The organism is Vallitalea longa (assembly GCF_027923465.1).
GTDB lineage: Bacteria > Bacillota > Clostridia > Lachnospirales > Vallitaleaceae > Vallitalea > Vallitalea longa.
This window is the reverse complement of sequence record NZ_BRLB01000003.1, coordinates 74,918-90,133: the sequence shown is the minus strand read 5'-3', so window position 1 is coordinate 90,133 and position 15,216 is coordinate 74,918. Positions and strand designations below refer to the sequence as shown.

General features: G+C 30.5%; 18 protein-coding genes and 1 riboswitch. Of the genes, 3 read left to right on the top strand and 15 right to left on the bottom strand.

All coding sequences use genetic code 11. The features are described 5' to 3' along the window. Window positions 1-4 precede the first annotated feature (4 nt). Window positions 5-619, bottom strand: a complete 615-nt coding sequence (locus QMG30_RS08345) for a TetR/AcrR family transcriptional regulator (protein WP_281814454.1) — start codon at window positions 617-619, stop codon at window positions 5-7. 200 nt (window positions 620-819) lie between these two features. Here QMG30_RS08345 and QMG30_RS08340 point away from each other — a divergent pair, with 200 nt between their 5' ends. Continuing rightward, window positions 820-1,359: a cupin domain-containing protein gene (locus QMG30_RS08340; protein WP_281814452.1), complete on the top strand. Its 540-nt coding sequence runs from the start codon at window positions 820-822 to the stop codon at window positions 1,357-1,359. A gap of 192 nt (window positions 1,360-1,551) precedes the next feature. Here QMG30_RS08340 and QMG30_RS08335 read toward each other — a convergent pair whose 3' ends face one another. Next, window positions 1,552-2,031, bottom strand: coding sequence for an NUDIX hydrolase (locus QMG30_RS08335; RefSeq protein ID WP_281814450.1), 480 nt, complete (start codon window positions 2,029-2,031; stop codon window positions 1,552-1,554). A gap of 175 nt (window positions 2,032-2,206) precedes the next feature. On the opposite strand from QMG30_RS08335, the gene QMG30_RS08330 reads away from it, so the two are divergent. After that, window positions 2,207-3,061, top strand: a complete 855-nt coding sequence (locus tag QMG30_RS08330; protein WP_281814448.1) for a SagB/ThcOx family dehydrogenase — start codon at window positions 2,207-2,209, stop codon at window positions 3,059-3,061. 183 nt (window positions 3,062-3,244) lie between these two features. Here the strand turns inward: QMG30_RS08330 and kduI are convergent, their stop codons facing one another. From kduI to QMG30_RS08315, 3 genes are all read right to left on the bottom strand, one after another. Next, entirely contained in the window at window positions 3,245-4,087 is an 843-nt protein-coding gene (kduI, locus tag QMG30_RS08325) for a 5-dehydro-4-deoxy-D-glucuronate isomerase (protein WP_281814445.1), read from the bottom strand. Window positions 4,088-4,378: 291 nt separating this feature from the next. Continuing rightward, window positions 4,379-4,894 carry a VanZ family protein gene (locus QMG30_RS08320; RefSeq protein ID WP_281814443.1) on the bottom strand — a complete coding sequence of 172 codons (516 nt, stop codon included), beginning with the start codon at window positions 4,892-4,894 and terminating at the stop codon, window positions 4,379-4,381. 309 nt (window positions 4,895-5,203) lie between these two features. Then, window positions 5,204-5,548 carry a hypothetical protein gene (locus tag QMG30_RS08315; protein ID WP_281814441.1) on the bottom strand — a complete coding sequence of 115 codons (345 nt, stop codon included), beginning with the start codon at window positions 5,546-5,548 and terminating at the stop codon, window positions 5,204-5,206. 190 nt (window positions 5,549-5,738) lie between these two features. Continuing rightward, a riboswitch (guanidine-I (ykkC/yxkD leader) is annotated at window positions 5,739-5,834 on the top strand. Window positions 5,835-5,906: 72 nt separating this feature from the next. Here QMG30_RS08315 and sugE point away from each other — a divergent pair. Further along, window positions 5,907-6,230, top strand: a complete 324-nt coding sequence (sugE, locus tag QMG30_RS08310; RefSeq protein WP_281814439.1) for a quaternary ammonium compound efflux SMR transporter SugE — start codon at window positions 5,907-5,909, stop codon at window positions 6,228-6,230. Window positions 6,231-6,331: 101 nt separating this feature from the next. On the opposite strand, the gene QMG30_RS08305 is transcribed toward sugE, so the two are convergent. The 10 genes from QMG30_RS08305 to QMG30_RS08260 form a co-directional block, all read right to left on the bottom strand. After that, window positions 6,332-6,883 carry a hypothetical protein gene (locus QMG30_RS08305; RefSeq protein ID WP_281814435.1) on the bottom strand — a complete coding sequence of 184 codons (552 nt, stop codon included), beginning with the start codon at window positions 6,881-6,883 and terminating at the stop codon, window positions 6,332-6,334. 486 nt (window positions 6,884-7,369) lie between these two features. Next, complete coding sequence (locus QMG30_RS08300; protein WP_281814432.1) at window positions 7,370-7,837, bottom strand: peptidoglycan-binding domain-containing protein; 468 nt, start codon at window positions 7,835-7,837, stop codon at window positions 7,370-7,372. A gap of 201 nt (window positions 7,838-8,038) precedes the next feature. Continuing rightward, complete coding sequence (locus QMG30_RS08295; RefSeq protein ID WP_281814430.1) at window positions 8,039-8,791, bottom strand: CPBP family intramembrane glutamic endopeptidase; 753 nt, start codon at window positions 8,789-8,791, stop codon at window positions 8,039-8,041. Between the two features lie 90 nt (window positions 8,792-8,881). Further along, the gene (locus QMG30_RS08290; RefSeq protein WP_281814428.1) at window positions 8,882-9,430 is read right to left on the bottom strand and encodes a hypothetical protein; all 549 of its coding nucleotides are present in this window, start codon (window positions 9,428-9,430) and stop codon (window positions 8,882-8,884) included. Between the two features lie 382 nt (window positions 9,431-9,812). Next, entirely contained in the window at window positions 9,813-9,950 is a 138-nt protein-coding gene (locus QMG30_RS08285; protein WP_281814425.1) for a hypothetical protein, read from the bottom strand. Between the two features lie 356 nt (window positions 9,951-10,306). Beyond that, complete coding sequence (locus QMG30_RS08280; protein ID WP_281814422.1) at window positions 10,307-11,626, bottom strand: amidohydrolase family protein; 1,320 nt, start codon at window positions 11,624-11,626, stop codon at window positions 10,307-10,309. 128 nt (window positions 11,627-11,754) lie between these two features. Next, window positions 11,755-12,987, bottom strand: coding sequence for a thiamine pyridinylase (bcmE, locus tag QMG30_RS08275; RefSeq protein WP_281814419.1), 1,233 nt, complete (start codon window positions 12,985-12,987; stop codon window positions 11,755-11,757). Beyond that, window positions 12,984-13,760: a class I SAM-dependent methyltransferase gene (locus tag QMG30_RS08270; protein WP_281814416.1), complete on the bottom strand. Its 777-nt coding sequence runs from the start codon at window positions 13,758-13,760 to the stop codon at window positions 12,984-12,986. Before QMG30_RS08270 ends, bcmE begins: the two co-directional genes overlap by 4 nt. Window positions 13,761-13,766: 6 nt before the next feature. Further along, a complete protein-coding gene (locus QMG30_RS08265) occupies window positions 13,767-14,750 on the bottom strand; it encodes a thymidylate synthase (RefSeq protein ID WP_281814414.1) in 984 nt (327 codons plus the stop codon). Then, window positions 14,740-15,204 (bottom strand): nucleoside 2-deoxyribosyltransferase, encoded by a 465-nt coding sequence (locus QMG30_RS08260; protein WP_281814411.1) that lies wholly within the window; start codon window positions 15,202-15,204, stop codon window positions 14,740-14,742. Before QMG30_RS08260 ends, QMG30_RS08265 begins: the two co-directional genes overlap by 11 nt. Window positions 15,205-15,216: the final 12 nt, after the last annotated feature.

Here is a 15,216-nt window from a genome sequence, read left to right as displayed (position 1 = left end):
TTTTTTACTTATAAAAAGCCTCCTTGTAAATTTTCAAATAAGCATTAAGTTCATTGAATATCTCTTTTATATCAAAACCAATGTTAGCATGTTTTAGTTTGGTAAGAAGTTCTTCTGCATATCCATTTAAAAACAATTCGAACATTTTTACTACTCTTTCTACATCTACTCCTTCACGGAAAAGCGAATAATCAATATTGTAAGTGTATGCTTTTACATAGATATTAGGTATATAGGTCTCTACAAGTTTCTTGATGTCAGCCATAGATTTACCTTCATACATATTTTTACTGAAACTTACTAGATATGGATATTGTTCCATAATTTTCATTTTAACTTTTGATATATCAATAATTCTGTCAAACAGATCTCCTTTATCCCAATCAATATCGTTGGCAATTTTCTCTCCAACTAGTGTCATGGAAAAAGCTATGAGATATTCAAAAAGTTCTTCTTTGGATTTAAAATAATAATATAGTAATCCTTTTGAAATTCCTGCATCTTTGACTATTACATTAGTTGATGCTTTGTCAAACCTATTTTCACCAAATTCTTTCATTGCACTGTTTATCAATCTTAGTTTTTTCTCGGGTTCCATATGATTTAATACATCTTCCATGCCATTCACCTCCAATTAATTACCGACCAAGTTAGTCAGTTGTTTGTTTTAATTATACACCAACAAACCACTCTGGTCAATAAAAATTTTAATTATTCACCACTAATAATTGTGAATCATATGATATTGTAAAGTAGAATAAAGGACTGATCATCATATATAGAGATTATGAACCCTATCCGTCTCCTTACTGGATTGATATGCCAATATATGAATCATCTAGAGGAAGCAATGAATATGAACCTTATCCTGCATATCAAAACAATGCTTCACCACGCAATTCAAGACATACCCAGTTAATGGATTATGGTCCAGAACCATTCGTTATTAACATTGAGGAAGCCACTACAGAAAACAATACTTTCCGTACAGCTCTATGGACAGGGGAAAATTTCCAAGTTACTCTAATGAGTATCCCTGTTGGAGAAGACATAGGTCTAGAACTACATCCGGATGTAGATCAATTCATACGTATAGAAGAAGGGGAAGGCCTTGTTGAGATGGGAGACAAAGAAGATATGTTGTATTTTCAACAAGAAGTTGCTGATGATTTTGCAATTATGGTACCTGCTGGTAAATGGCACAATGTCACCAATACAGGTGATACACCACTCAAATTGTACGCAATCTATGCACCCCCTGAACATCCACCTGGAACTATTCATAAAACTAAAGCTGATGCTGAGGCTGCCGAAGAATATTATATGGCCTCATTTGATTCCATGCCTCCATATTTCTAATATGGGGAGATTCAATTAATTAAGAACTTTCCTATTCGCATTACAAAAAGGCGGTAAGTATAATATTTACCACCTTTTATTTTATAAGATATGAAAGTTCTATTTTCTATTTTCTTGTAATCTTTTATGAGGCACAACTTCTTTGTGCTCTATCTAAGAAAATTACATAATCACTTTTAATCTTGCCCCATATTAATTAATATCAACTATCCTTTCAATATTATAAGGCAGTTTATCAATTCTATCTTTCAGTACTTCAGGATATAGATTTATATCTTCGATATTAGTCACATCTATCCATCTGAATTCAAATTCGTTCTTACCTTCAGTAATATAGAATTTATCTCCTTTATCTAAAATACTTTTGTCATTACATTCAATCAGATAATAATAACATAGTTCATGATACTTATCATCTTTATTAGTAAAAAAGCTTTCTAAAACCCATAGTAATCTATTGATACTAACACTAATCCCTAATTCTTCTTTCATTTCTCTAATAATTGTATTTTCAGTAGTTTCATGCATTTCTACTCTTCCTCCTGGAAAAGCATAAAAATCATCTCTAATCAACCTATGTACAAGTATTTTATTATCATGAAACAATATTCCAGCTACACGAAAATTAAAAACACCATTGTCAATCTTAAAATTAATCATAATATATAACATTCCTTTCGCCTTCCCTTATTAGAATAAACCACTGGCTAGAATATGATTATTATACTGAAAATATATACTTCCCTATATCTATATTATAACACTTGTTAGTATCAAAATATAGACTTGTATTACCCATCATATTCCAATATAATATGATTATTCCATATTTGAAGGGAGCAAATTTATGATTAATTATAATATGAACAGAGATTTCATGAAATCTTTATTAGGTAATAATGACATAATTGCTACTGCAGATATTGCCAAAGGTATACCTCAACCTGAATTTCAAAAATCAGTTAATGAGAATTCAATTACAGTTGATCTACCAATAATTACTTCAGATAAAGTTCCTAAGGCTGATTTTTTTGAAATCATATCAAGTAGAATCAGTAGAAGGTCTTACTCAAAAACACCAATGAATCTTGAAGAGTTGTCTTTTTTACTGTGGTGTACCCAAGGGGTTAAAAAAGTCATCGGTGGGTATAGACGTTATATAAAAGATGGTTCAGGCAGAAATTATCTTCGTCCAGTTGCAGCAGGAGGATGTATCAATGCATATGAAACTTACATTGCCATAAACAACGTACAAGGCCTTGAAAAGGGGATATGGAGATATTTGCCATTGTCGAATCAAATAATACTAGAAAAACAAATCATCCGTATTTCAGAAAAAACATCAGAAGTATTTACAAATAAAAGTCAAGACCAAATATTCACTTCAAAAGCAGCAGCCATATTCTTCTGGGCATGCACTCCGTACCGTGGAGAATGGAGGTACAAAGAAACGTCACATAAGATAATGTTAATTGATTTAGGACATATTTCTCATCAACTATATTTAGCAACTGAGACTATAGGTTGTGGCTGTTGTACTATTGGTGGATATTATCAAGATAAAGCCGATGCATTAATTGGAGTCGATGGCGAGAATGAGTATACAGTTCTATGCGCATCAGTTGGGCATGTTACCGATAAAGAAAAAAATTGGATTGAAAGATTCCCTGATGCACGTATAGATCCCGATTTCTATAAGTAATGATACAGTTTTCCCTTATGTTTCTCAATAAAATGCTTGTGACAATTTAACTTATTCATATTTAGGTTTGCTATTTATTATAAATGTTATGTAGAAAAATATAGAATAGATAAATTATGTTAAAATATCTATTCTATATCTACCCTATTATTAAATTAAAAGCAATGTCCTTTTATTTAATTATTATTTCAAATCCTTCATATCAATTCCGTCCATATCAGTAAATGCTTTATTTTCTCCAACCATTCCCCATATGAAACTGTAATTTGTTGAACCACAACCTGAATGAATTGACCAACTTGGTGAAATGACTGCTTCTTCATTACGCATAACAATGTGTCTTGTTTCATCAGGTTTTCCCATCAAATGGAATACAACATCATCTTCTGACAAGTCAAAGTAGAAATAAACTTCCATTCTTCTTTCGTGAGTATGGCAAGGCAATGTATTCCATACATTTCCACTTTCCATTTTTGTTAGACCCATACTTAATTGACATGTTTCCAATACATCTGGATGTAAGAATTGGAATATTGTTCTTTTATTACAATTACTCTGGTCACCTAATTTAACTTGCTTTGCTTTGGTAATATCTATATGTACATTTGGATATGTTTTATGAGCAGGTGCACTTAATGTATAGAATTTAGCTGGATTTTTCACATCTTCACTTGAAAAAACAACTTCTTTTGCTCCCATACCTACATAAATACCATCTTGATGATTCATAGTGAACTCTTTTCCATCAACCTTAATTGTTCCTTTTCCACCAACATTGATAGCACCTAATTCTCTTCTCTCTAAGAAATAATCTGTACCTAGAGTACTCCAAATATCCAAACCTTCACCTAGTTCTTGAGGTTTATCTCCTGGACAATAACCCATTGTAATTATCCTATCTATATGACTGTAGACACGTTGAATCTTTCCTACTTGAAATAAATCTTGGATTAAAAATTCTTCCCTTAATCTGTCTGTTGTATAATGTTTAAAATCTCTTGAATTTGCAGGTTCTCTAATAATCATTTTTCTTACGCACCACAAATTATTGTGGATACTTCCTCCTTTTTATGTTTTCTATTAAGTTTCATTATGTGAAACTCGGTTGCATATTATAAGTATACCAATATAATTATGAGTAGTCAACACAATCTCATATAATTATCTTACATTTTTCAAATTCAAAACAATCCATATGCTAAATATTAAAACAAATAAGTCTTTTATTGGTGTTTTATTTTTTTACTGATGCAAAATTTTTGTCTATTAAAACTAAAATTAAGAATTCTATTAAAAATGCGCAAAATATTTCAGTAATTATTGATGAAATAAAAAGATTATCCTTTCAATTATTGGTTTGAAAAGTGAATATACTACATATCCCAATATTCCACCTATCGTATTCGTTACTAAATCGGTTATATCCCCAGACCTAACAAATAGGGGCTGAAGTATTTCTATCCCTAAGCTAAATAAAAATGTCCATAATATACAAAACCATAAATTTCGTTTTTTAATAATGGGTAGTAAAAATCCAAAGGGAACCATCATAATTATATTAAGTAAAATCTGACGAACCGTATCACCCCTGCCTGCAAAATAATCTTCTAAAAGGTTCATATTCATCACAACATAACGATGATTAAATATAGATGGAATGGATACAATTACAGGCATTAATGTAAAATATAATACAAAAGAAATATATATATACATAGTGGTATTTATAATCAACTTATCTTTTCCGTCTATCTTCCATTTTCCATAAAAGAACCTAAAATATATTATCGCTAATGCTAGCAAATCTATCAAACATTTAGTATTTTTACTCATATAAACCTCTTCCCATATCATAATATAGTTTGTTGTTGTGGAATATCTATCCATTCATAAACTCTATATATGCTTTATCTTATAATTATCTCTCTATATTTTTTATCCTATATTTTCTTCATATTAAAAGATTAATTTTTTATATAATATCAGATAATTTGACAATGAACAATATTAAAGACCAAACTTTGCATTACTTATCGGTTATTATTAGATTCGTTATTAAAACAAAAAATCAAAAGCAGACAATCACCATTACTGATAATAGCCTGCTTACTATGTACTAATCAATTATTTATTGATTAATTCTTAAACTGCTCCAAAAGATATATATCTTTTGTTAACATATCCATATTGACCAGTCTCAATTCTGTATACTGAAACCCAATTTCCTGTAAAATAATTTACAACTACTTCTTCACCAAATTCAAAAATACCTAATGTTACAGAAGAGTCATTTGCTCTCGATTTAAATGGTACATTATCACCTTTTATATATCCAGGTGCAGGTAAACCTTCATTTTGCAAATTCATTACTGCTTGTACATCATTAGTCTGTTTCATTACATTTACAGAACTTTTAGCATAAGTAATAGGACTAATTGTTAGTACAACACATACTACTAATGATAACACAAATAATTGTTTTTTCATTTTATTACCTCCTTTATTATGATTAGTACTCTAATATAATACTCCTAAAATATTAAAAATTTTGTAAATTTCAGAACATAAAATTCGCAAAATAAGACTATAAATACCAATATTATTTTAATATAATTTTGTCATGAACATATGAATTATTATGTTGACATTTGTCGATATATATTGCATAATAAAGCAGTTATATGTTTTCTAGGGTTCCGCAGTTATAGACTGGCCTGGTCCAAGAGAAAACGCACAGGAACTGTGTACACGGAGGGATAAAAGCCCGGGAGGATATTATTATAATATCTTTCCGGGTTTATTTTTTTGTCATTATACTATAAAAATCGTTAAAGGAGGTAATAAAATGTCTTGGTTCTATTTAACTGTTGCTGGTGTATTTGAAGTGATTTGGGCTACAGCCTTAAAATATTCCAATGGTTTTACCCGTTTATACCCCTCAATAATTACAGTAATAGGTATGATAATAAGTTTCTATCTTTTATCTATTGCAACAAAAACATTACCAATGGGAACTGCATATGCAATATGGACTGGAATAGGTGCACTAGGTTCAATTATTGTAGGTATTCTCTTTTTTAAAGAACCATGTAACTTAACACGTGTTTTTTTCTTGTTGTTGATACTCCTAGGAATTATTGGTCTAAAAATAACATCTACAAGTCACTAATTCCAGAATATAATTTTTCAAAAATGTTTGCTATAGTATGAATTATATAGCAAACATTTTACTAACAAAGAATAAATGGAAATATTATTTTATTTAACAAATCATTCTGTAGTTTTATTTGGGATTTTATCATCTACCATATTATAATAAAAAACCCATCTGCATACGTAAATCCCATATAACGTTAAGAAATTAAAATATCCTACTCCTAAAATATAAGACGCGATATCAAATCTTTTATTTATTGTATACATTCCCATTATAAAAGCTATTATAATTAAAGAAATTTGGCTCAACATAACAACTACTACAGACCATTCCAAAGATATCTTATTAATTGATGAAAAATATATTATTATTAGTGAGCTGATAATAACTAAAATACTGATACTAGCTAAAACATTAACAGAAAAACTAAACTTTTCAGATGCCCACTTTAGAAATTCTATGTCAGCCCATGATGCCTGGCTAATTCTATTAAAAAAATAACTTGGCAAAGTAAAAGAACCTAATAATCCATATATACATAAAATACTTCCTATTATTATTCTCAAGTATTTTTTATTTTTAAAATTAATACAATTCAATAACAGGTAACTTATTACCATTATTATTGAAACCCAAATTAAAATGCTGCCATAGATAATACGCATACTGTCCTCCCACTTTCAATTACTTTTAATATCTCTCTTTAAGGTTATGCCTGATCTCTCTCAAACCATTTCCTATTTATTATATTTTATTATTGATAATATTTCAATTGATTCATAACTAATTGTGGAATATTATGTCCATTTCAAATTATAGTTTTGATATAAATACTAAATATCCAGTTTATCTCGTATTAACTCAATCTCTTTAGAGGAATCAAATGTACGTATTATGTTAGTTATAATCCATTAATATATTTCATTAGTCAATTGATTAATTTTTACACAAAATATTTTTTTAATTAGTATACATTCATAACATTTTATTTGTATTTTATACAGCCTTTTAAATTTTTTTTTTATTGTGATAATTATAGATATAATATGAATTAAGATATGAAATAATACTGGGATATGGTATTTATATAAGATATAAGCCTGCAGGCTTTTTAGAAAAACAGACGCAGGCTTATGCTATGTACTAGAGATTTAGTAATTAAGAAGATATCGCCAAGTTGTTGGACCAACTATACCATCAACCTTAAGACCATGACCTTCTTGGAAGACTTTGACTGCACTTTCTGTTCCTTTACCGAAATCACCATCTTCATCTATACCTAATTGGCATTGGACCGCTTTTACAGCATTACTCTTTGCTCCACGTTTTAATGTTACTATTAATTTTTCCCAAGTTTTTGCCCCTACTATTCCATCTCTTTCTAGTCCTCTTGCTGTTTGAAATCCTTTGACATTTCTATATGTCTCATCACCAAAAGTGCCATCGACTTTCATTTTCGTATAACCTTTAGAAACTAATAGGTATTGCAAGCTTTCCACATTAACCCCACTGTCTCCTCTTTTAAGAACTGGCCATGAAGCAGCATTAACCAAAACACTGCTTGATAATACCGTAAATAATACTAAGAGTACACAAATTATTCTTTTGTTTCTTTTCATATAAAATCCTCCTTGTATATTAATTTGTATACTAATAATTTTACACTTTGATTAATAAAATATATGTCAATTATTGATAACAAAATTCGCAAAAAAAGACAAGCTTTTCTACTTGTCATACTAGATATAACGTTCTTTATTTTTCAAAACTATAATTTCACAAATATTGTGTCCTATTCTTTTACTAGATTCATAGACTGATTAATTCCATACTGTAACAATAAAGCTGAAGACTGATATCATATTGCATAGGCTATGAAATACTATTGATATGTAAATGTTTTTCTTCTTCCAAGCACAATAAGCTACAGGGTAAAAAATCACAATTCGAAATAAATTATTGAACGGAAGCCAGAAATGGTACAAGGAAAATAATACTGTTATGATGATTGGAGCATATTTCCCATATCTACTTATTTTTGATGTAAGGTAACCTCTAAAAAATATCTCTTCAACTATGGGACCAATAATACCATTCAAAATAAAATATACAATACAAGTCAATACCAAAATATTCTTTGAATATTGTTTTAAATAATCCATGTTATTCCAATCAAAGAATGCTAGAATAATCTGTGCTAGTCGACTTGTAATTGGGGCAAATAACATATTTTCTAGCGGTGCGATTGTTGCAGACATAATACCTGCAAAAGCCCATAGCAAAGCACCATATGCAAATATAATCCACCATCGTTGTTTTTGATGATTCGAAAAAGCACTTTTTAATGAATATTTTCCGTATTCTTTTTTGCTTGCATGTAATACCACCCACAACTCTATTGGAAACAAAATAAACAAAGCTAAAAGGAAAAATATCAAAAGTGATGGAATCGTATTTTGTAAATAACCTGTTAAGATATAAATTGACGTTAATAGTATCGATGGTATAAAAACAAGAGAGATCACCCTCAATATGCTTAAATTACCATGTATCCTATTACTTATTGTTACCATATTACACCCCCAATTATATTATATATAATTTCTGTTCAAACCTAATGGCAATGTTACAGAACTAAATTTTTAATATTATTGCAACATTACTTACTCAGATATGTCTGTTGGTTCAATATATTTCAAACTACCTTTTTGTGGCCATTTTTTATTCCATGAAAAGTCAACCATATATAAGTCTCCTTCTTTAACCAGATTATATTCATTTTTACTACACTTAATGTTTTTATTATTAATCTGAATATAATAAGCATTTGTTTTGTTAAATTTATTTTCTACTTCAAATAATCCTGTTGTTGATATATTCATAGATTGAATATAGAAAAATGATAATATCGCCATTACAGATACTACTAATAATGAGTTCCTCAAATACATTTTTATATTATTATATTTCATCATATTATCTCTAGGTTCTTTAATAGATTTGATAGCATAATATAACCAGATACACAGTTCTAATGGGAATAAATAATATGCAATATAACATGGTATGTATAACATTTCATGAATACTATAATTCCAATCTGCGATGCTTTGTACGTTACCTAATAAATATCCAATAAAGGTAATATAAATTGTTATTAGTATTATTTTTGTAAGTATTTTCCTTTTGTGTACATAGGTTTCTTTTTTCATAGTATTAACCTCTCTAGTAGTTTATTTTTTTATATATCCTATAAAACGAACTAATATTTTTATCTATAGAGATATTATACCATAAAAACAATATAGAATTTTTCTGTATATAGTAATACACTAAGTCGCTGGTATTTGTACTTTTTATATTGAATAAAAAAATTAAGATACAAAAAGATATATTATATAAAAACATTTGTGACAAAACTTCAAGTATCTGTATATGGTATTCATCTAAAATATAAGCCTAAAATATTTTATTATTTAATTTTATTAATTATGGAAGAAATAGAATATTTCTCCGAAACAGAAATGTTTCCCGATAAATATTAACAGATAATCTAAAACAGAACATATTAAGAAAAAATAGCAAAAAAATATCCTATGTAATAGGACTATTTTTTTTATGTAAATTATATCTAATCATTCCCTTTATAATACTATGTAATTTTATTATTTGGTGTCTTGATAATTTAGGTAAAGCTTTAATAATTAATTCCTCTTCCTTTATTTCTTTCATAGTCATTCTCCTGTCTCTTCCATGTATTACCAAGTGCATTTTAATATTATACTACCGAACGTTTGTTCTGTCTAGTCCTAAATACATTTTCTATTAAATTGTTTCATTTAACATAATATTACAATTAATATGGAATATAGATATTCTAGTTTAAAGTTTTTAATAGCTAGTTCCCCTAGAAATAGTAGCCCCTCTCAAAACTACTATTTCTTGAATATTAACTAACAATAGTATTTAATTACCTATAAGATGTGACCAAGTATTTGGACCAAGTTGTAAAGTTACAATCCAATTTTCCGCACAAATGGTAATTATAATTATGAAACAGAGCATTTCTTTTGAGCATTTACTATGAGTTACCTTATCTTTGATAAAATACGATTAAAGGCAGTATTTGCTTTTTCCATTACTTGGTATTGGTCAATTTTGGTGAGTATTCTGTTTTCCATAACGACTTCTCCGTTTATTATGGATGTGACCACATCAGCGCCACATGACGAATATACTAAATGTGCGTAAATGTTCGTATCCTCACCTAAAACCAGTGGGACATAATGCTCGTTCTTGGTGTCAATAAGTATTATGTCAGCCAATTTGCCTACTTCTATTGAACCTGTGTTATGTTTAAGAGCCTTGGCGCTATTTTGAGTAGCCATTCTTAAAACATCTTCGGCAGGCATTAAAGATACGTCAACACGATTTGCCTTATGTATGAGAGATGCCCATTTAATAACCTCAAACATATCGCGGCTATTATTACATTCTGCTGCGTCATGTCCAAAACCAACATTAATATTCTTCGCCAACATTTCCGGTACACGAGCAATCCCATTCCCAAGTTTGGCATTAGATGAAGGATTATGCGATATACTAGTACCAGTAGCTGCCATGAGAGCAATTTCTTTATCAGATAGCCAAACGCAATGAGCTGCAACGGTGTTCTTTCCCAATATACCGCAATCATAAGCCAACTCAGTTGGGCGTCTGCCAAACTTTTCTTTGCATATCTCAACCTCTGAAAGCGATTCGTTCAAGTGAATATGAATACCTGTCTTTAGTTCATTTGCCATTTTAGATACCTCTTTTAAAAGGTCTTTAGAGGCCAGCGGTAACCACTCAATTCCAATATAAACCTCAATACGTCCTTCAGCTTTTCCATGCATATTATTATAAAGAAGCAAATTGTCCTCAAGAGTATCAAGTCTTTCTTCTGGTATTGCAACATCATTACTCAACACAGCCCTCATACCAATATCAATAGCTGCCTGACCACATGATTCCATTTGTCTCCACATGTCATTTACACAGGTTGTACCAGATCGAATAGCCTCTGAATAACTACATAAAGCTGCCCAATATGCATCTTCTGGTGTCAAAGCCCTAATCATTGGATACCACAACTGCATTAAATATTCATACAGGGGTAAATTATCTCCATAGCCTCGGCCAATAGCACTATGAAAATGCAAATCAACAAGACCAGGCATTACAATATGCCCTTTTGCGTCAATAACCTTATAGTCACTCTTGTCAAATTGCTCTCCAAGACAATCATTTGTGCCAACTGCTATGATTTTATTACCCTCAATTACAATTGTTCCATTTTCAATTATTTCCATGTTACTATTTAAGGTAACGATAATACCGTTCTGAATTATTATTTTACTATTTGACATAATATGCCCCACCTTTCTTCATCAATTGTTTATTAACAATTTTATTCATAGTAATGCATAAAATATTTACTAGAATCATTACTAATAGTGTAATGCCCACAAAAGTATTAAAACCCATTGTAAAAGTTTTAAGCTGCCATATCTACTTCTTCTTCGGGTATATCCAAAGAAGTAGTAGTATCTAAAAGTCCAGGAATTATTTTTTTTGCATCTTCAATAAATTCTCTTGCGTTAGGTCCTATCTTAAATAGACAATTTTCTGAGTACGAAGCAATCTCTTTGAGTTTGTTATAAATCGGATATGTACTATCAAGTGCGTCATAAATGCTGTATCGTGCTGGTAAGAGATATTGAGGATATTGGTTATTCTCATCTGCTGATATTGCCGTAACAACAGTATCAGTGGCAGTAATGACATTGACCAACTCAAAAGCAAGGTCTTTTTTATCATTGTTTATCTTTGAATTCACGCTTACAATATCACCAAAGTACGTTGGTATATTTTCACCTTTTGTATAGGAATAAAGGCAAAAATTTATATCGTTGGCGAAATCATCCATAGCAGACATAGCTTCGGTATATCCAATATACGCACGTCCTTTACCATCTTGGAACCAATTTGCACGCACATATGCGTTATTATCATCAGGCCAGTAATTAACTTGTGCCTTACCACCCATAGCCTGTAACAGCCTCAACGATGCAATAACATCCGAGGAAATATTATTCAAATCGGGTGTTTCGTAGTAATCAGTGTACTCTTGATTGACATCAATTAAAGCATCCAAATACATACAAATTTTTGATGTTCCACCAGACATATCAATAAGCAAGCCTTCGTTTTCCTCTGGAATTTCAGTTTGCAAAATTCTGTCTCCAATTATTTCATGCAATGTAACAACGTCTTTGACAGGTGTTAATTCTGTGTCATTTTTTCTAGTGTAGAGCAGATTTGTACACACAATTTGAGGAATTGCGTATACATCTCCATCAATGGTACAACCATCAATAGCAAATGATAAGAGATCATCCTTATTCTGTATTTTATCATCGGGAATTGGCAACAAATAATCATTCTCTATAAAACTTAACAAGAATATTGAATCAAACACAAATACGTCCAAATCATTAGTAGGATCCTCTTCGTAACAATCCCAGCTTATGAAGTTCAGTTCTACATCAGAATGCACTTCTGCCCATGCGTTGCTTACTGCTTTTTCAAATCGTTCTTGGTCGGGTACGTAACCATATAATGCGACATTTAAAGTTGAACTTTCTGGTTGCGGATTGGTACTACACCCACTAAACATAAGTATTATAGGTAGTATATAGTACAATAAAAGAGAAATTGGATTTTTCATTTTTCTTGCTCCTTTCTTTTTGTTGATTGAAATATAATAAACGGAGCCTGTGCATCTTCATTACACCATTGACTAAAGTTGTATTTACTCTCAAAGCTTCTGAGTTCATCAATGGGTATATCACTGATTTTAGGCTCTATTATCTTTTGTAACTCAAATCCTGCATTGCATAATATATCTTCGTATAATTCTCGTGTCCAATAATAGTCATTTAATATCAAATTCTGCTCTCCATTGATTTTTAGATATTGTTTTTTACATGAGCCATTTTCATAACATACTCCTAAGTCTCCATTACGGAAGGTTGTAAAATCTATCCCTATCGCATTTGGGTTAGAATCCAAAATAAGCAACTTGCCATTAGGCTTTAAGACACGATGAATCTCATTGATTATTTTCTGTATCCGATTCTTATCACTATTATTTATAATGACAAAGCAAATAATGGCACAGTCAATATAGTTATCATTAAGGAATAAAAGAGAATCATTGCTTATAAGTTGATAGCTTATACCAGGGTGATTCCTTTTAGACTTGGCAATGCTAAGCATTTTTTCAGATTCATCTACAGCAATAATATTGTATTCCGGATTTAACGCCGTAAGCCTAGCTGAAACCTTACCCGGCCCGCAACCATAATCAAGAATAGTATTTATAGATTTATCAATTTTAATAATGTCAAATAAAAAGTTAAAACCCAATATATTTTCGAGCATGTCATTGTACTTATCAAACTTACTTGAAACATCTCTAGATTTCCAACTGGTTTTCATTGTTTATCATACTCCCTCTAGTTTATCACTCCAACGATTTTTAATCAGATACTGATATTGTGGTATAAGTTCATTGAAATAATCCCGATTGATTTTTCCGCAATACTGGATACTATTGTAAACAGCAAAAAGAAAGACAACCTGTTTCCAATATGCGTCAACTGCCAAATTGTTAATTTCTTTTACACTAACTGTTCTGACATTCTCTCTTAATTGCCGTTCATAGTCGGCAACAATATTTAAATCCTCCCAATTATCTTTTCGCGGCATCGAGGGGAATGAATAATTAGGACATTTTTCCTTCTCAACATTTAGAAGTTCTGCAACTCGCTTATAATCTGGTTCATATACATGATAAGTAGAAACATTATGATAGTAGTTACCAACTCCTAAAGATAATTGTGCAGCTAAAAATTCTTGAATAAAAGAGAATGAGAATATATCACTTACAACGCCTCGATATGCGTCGTTGGCCCTCATAAAAGTAGACATATAAAGATTGCTATCCCTTATTAAAAAGTGTAGGCCAATAGTACATGAAACATCAATATTTGATAAAGCCAGTTCTTCATTTACATCAAATATTGAAATGAATGCTCTTTTTGTATCAGGGTCTTCGTTAAATAAGTCAATAATTCTATTCCATTGATTGATATTATCCGATCCATAGGCAAATATCTTAGGACCGTATGCTGTTCCTGTTAATGTCTTATCATCCATAGAGTATTTTTTCATATTGTGAGCGTAATAGGATATATATTCAAGAGAATTACTCCCTGTTAAGTACCATATAGCTTCAGCAAAATTAAATACAATATTAATTTTTCGCTTTGCAATGTAACAAACTCTATCAATTGGGTTAGTAAGTGTAAATGAAATACCTAGAATCTCCTTACTTTTGTTACCTCTGGGACTATTTTCAAACTGTGGCTCATAGTATGCTCTCTTTAAGTAATACAAGTATGCATCTTGAAATCTATTAAACTTCATTTTCTATCTCCTTAAAATACTCATCCAAAGCATTTACATAGTCTTGTTCACTATTGTATATAATTTTTTTAACATTCCCAATAGTATATAGTCCACGAACAAGGTAAGCATAATCTTTCTCGGAGTTAAATAGTAAAAGAACAATCGGTTTACCAAACGCAGATGCCCATCCAATTTCAATATGAGTACCAGGAGATGCAGACTTGCCAAGGAATGCAATAAACAAATCACAACTTTTAATTTCGTCAAAATCAATCTTTGTACATTCTTCTGGCGACATAAAGTTTTTACCCCAAGACTCTCTCTTGTGAGCATTATGCACATCATATCCCTTTCTCTCCAGATATTGGATTAAATTAGTAATTGTTATAATATCTTCATCTTTCATTTTAGATGTTATATTATCTACCAAACTTTTGAATGGTGCTGCCAAAAAGCATTTTTTTCTTTGCAAGTTTATCCCCTC

Excerpts from the sequence above, each read along its gene's own strand:
- QMG30_RS08340 (WP_281814452.1), top strand. The coding sequence starts at position 820 with ATGCCAATATATGAATCATCTAGAGGAAGCAATGAATATGAACCTTAT.
- bcmE (WP_281814419.1), bottom strand. The coding sequence starts at position 12,987 with ATGAAAAATCCAATTTCTCTTTTATTGTACTATATACTACCTATAATA.
- QMG30_RS08265 (WP_281814414.1), bottom strand. The coding sequence starts at position 14,750 with ATGAAGTTTAATAGATTTCAAGATGCATACTTGTATTACTTAAAGAGA.
- QMG30_RS08335 (WP_281814450.1), bottom strand. The coding sequence starts at position 2,031 with ATGTTATATATTATGATTAATTTTAAGATTGACAATGGTGTTTTTAAT.
- sugE (WP_281814439.1), top strand. The coding sequence starts at position 5,907 with ATGTCTTGGTTCTATTTAACTGTTGCTGGTGTATTTGAAGTGATTTGG.
- QMG30_RS08280 (WP_281814422.1), bottom strand. The coding sequence starts at position 11,626 with ATGTCAAATAGTAAAATAATAATTCAGAACGGTATTATCGTTACCTTA.
- QMG30_RS08315 (WP_281814441.1), bottom strand. The coding sequence starts at position 5,548 with ATGAAAAAACAATTATTTGTGTTATCATTAGTAGTATGTGTTGTACTA.
- QMG30_RS08330 (WP_281814448.1), top strand. The coding sequence starts at position 2,207 with ATGATTAATTATAATATGAACAGAGATTTCATGAAATCTTTATTAGGT.
- QMG30_RS08300 (WP_281814432.1), bottom strand. The coding sequence starts at position 7,837 with ATGAAAAGAAACAAAAGAATAATTTGTGTACTCTTAGTATTATTTACG.
- QMG30_RS08285 (WP_281814425.1), bottom strand. The coding sequence starts at position 9,950 with ATGAAAGAAATAAAGGAAGAGGAATTAATTATTAAAGCTTTACCTAAA.
- QMG30_RS08305 (WP_281814435.1), bottom strand. The coding sequence starts at position 6,883 with ATGCGTATTATCTATGGCAGCATTTTAATTTGGGTTTCAATAATAATG.
- kduI (WP_281814445.1), bottom strand. The coding sequence starts at position 4,087 with ATGATTATTAGAGAACCTGCAAATTCAAGAGATTTTAAACATTATACA.
- QMG30_RS08345 (WP_281814454.1), bottom strand. The coding sequence starts at position 619 with ATGGAAGATGTATTAAATCATATGGAACCCGAGAAAAAACTAAGATTG.
- QMG30_RS08295 (WP_281814430.1), bottom strand. The coding sequence starts at position 8,791 with ATGGTAACAATAAGTAATAGGATACATGGTAATTTAAGCATATTGAGG.
- QMG30_RS08270 (WP_281814416.1), bottom strand. The coding sequence starts at position 13,760 with ATGAAAACCAGTTGGAAATCTAGAGATGTTTCAAGTAAGTTTGATAAG.
- QMG30_RS08320 (WP_281814443.1), bottom strand. The coding sequence starts at position 4,894 with ATGAGTAAAAATACTAAATGTTTGATAGATTTGCTAGCATTAGCGATA.
- QMG30_RS08290 (WP_281814428.1), bottom strand. The coding sequence starts at position 9,430 with ATGAAAAAAGAAACCTATGTACACAAAAGGAAAATACTTACAAAAATA.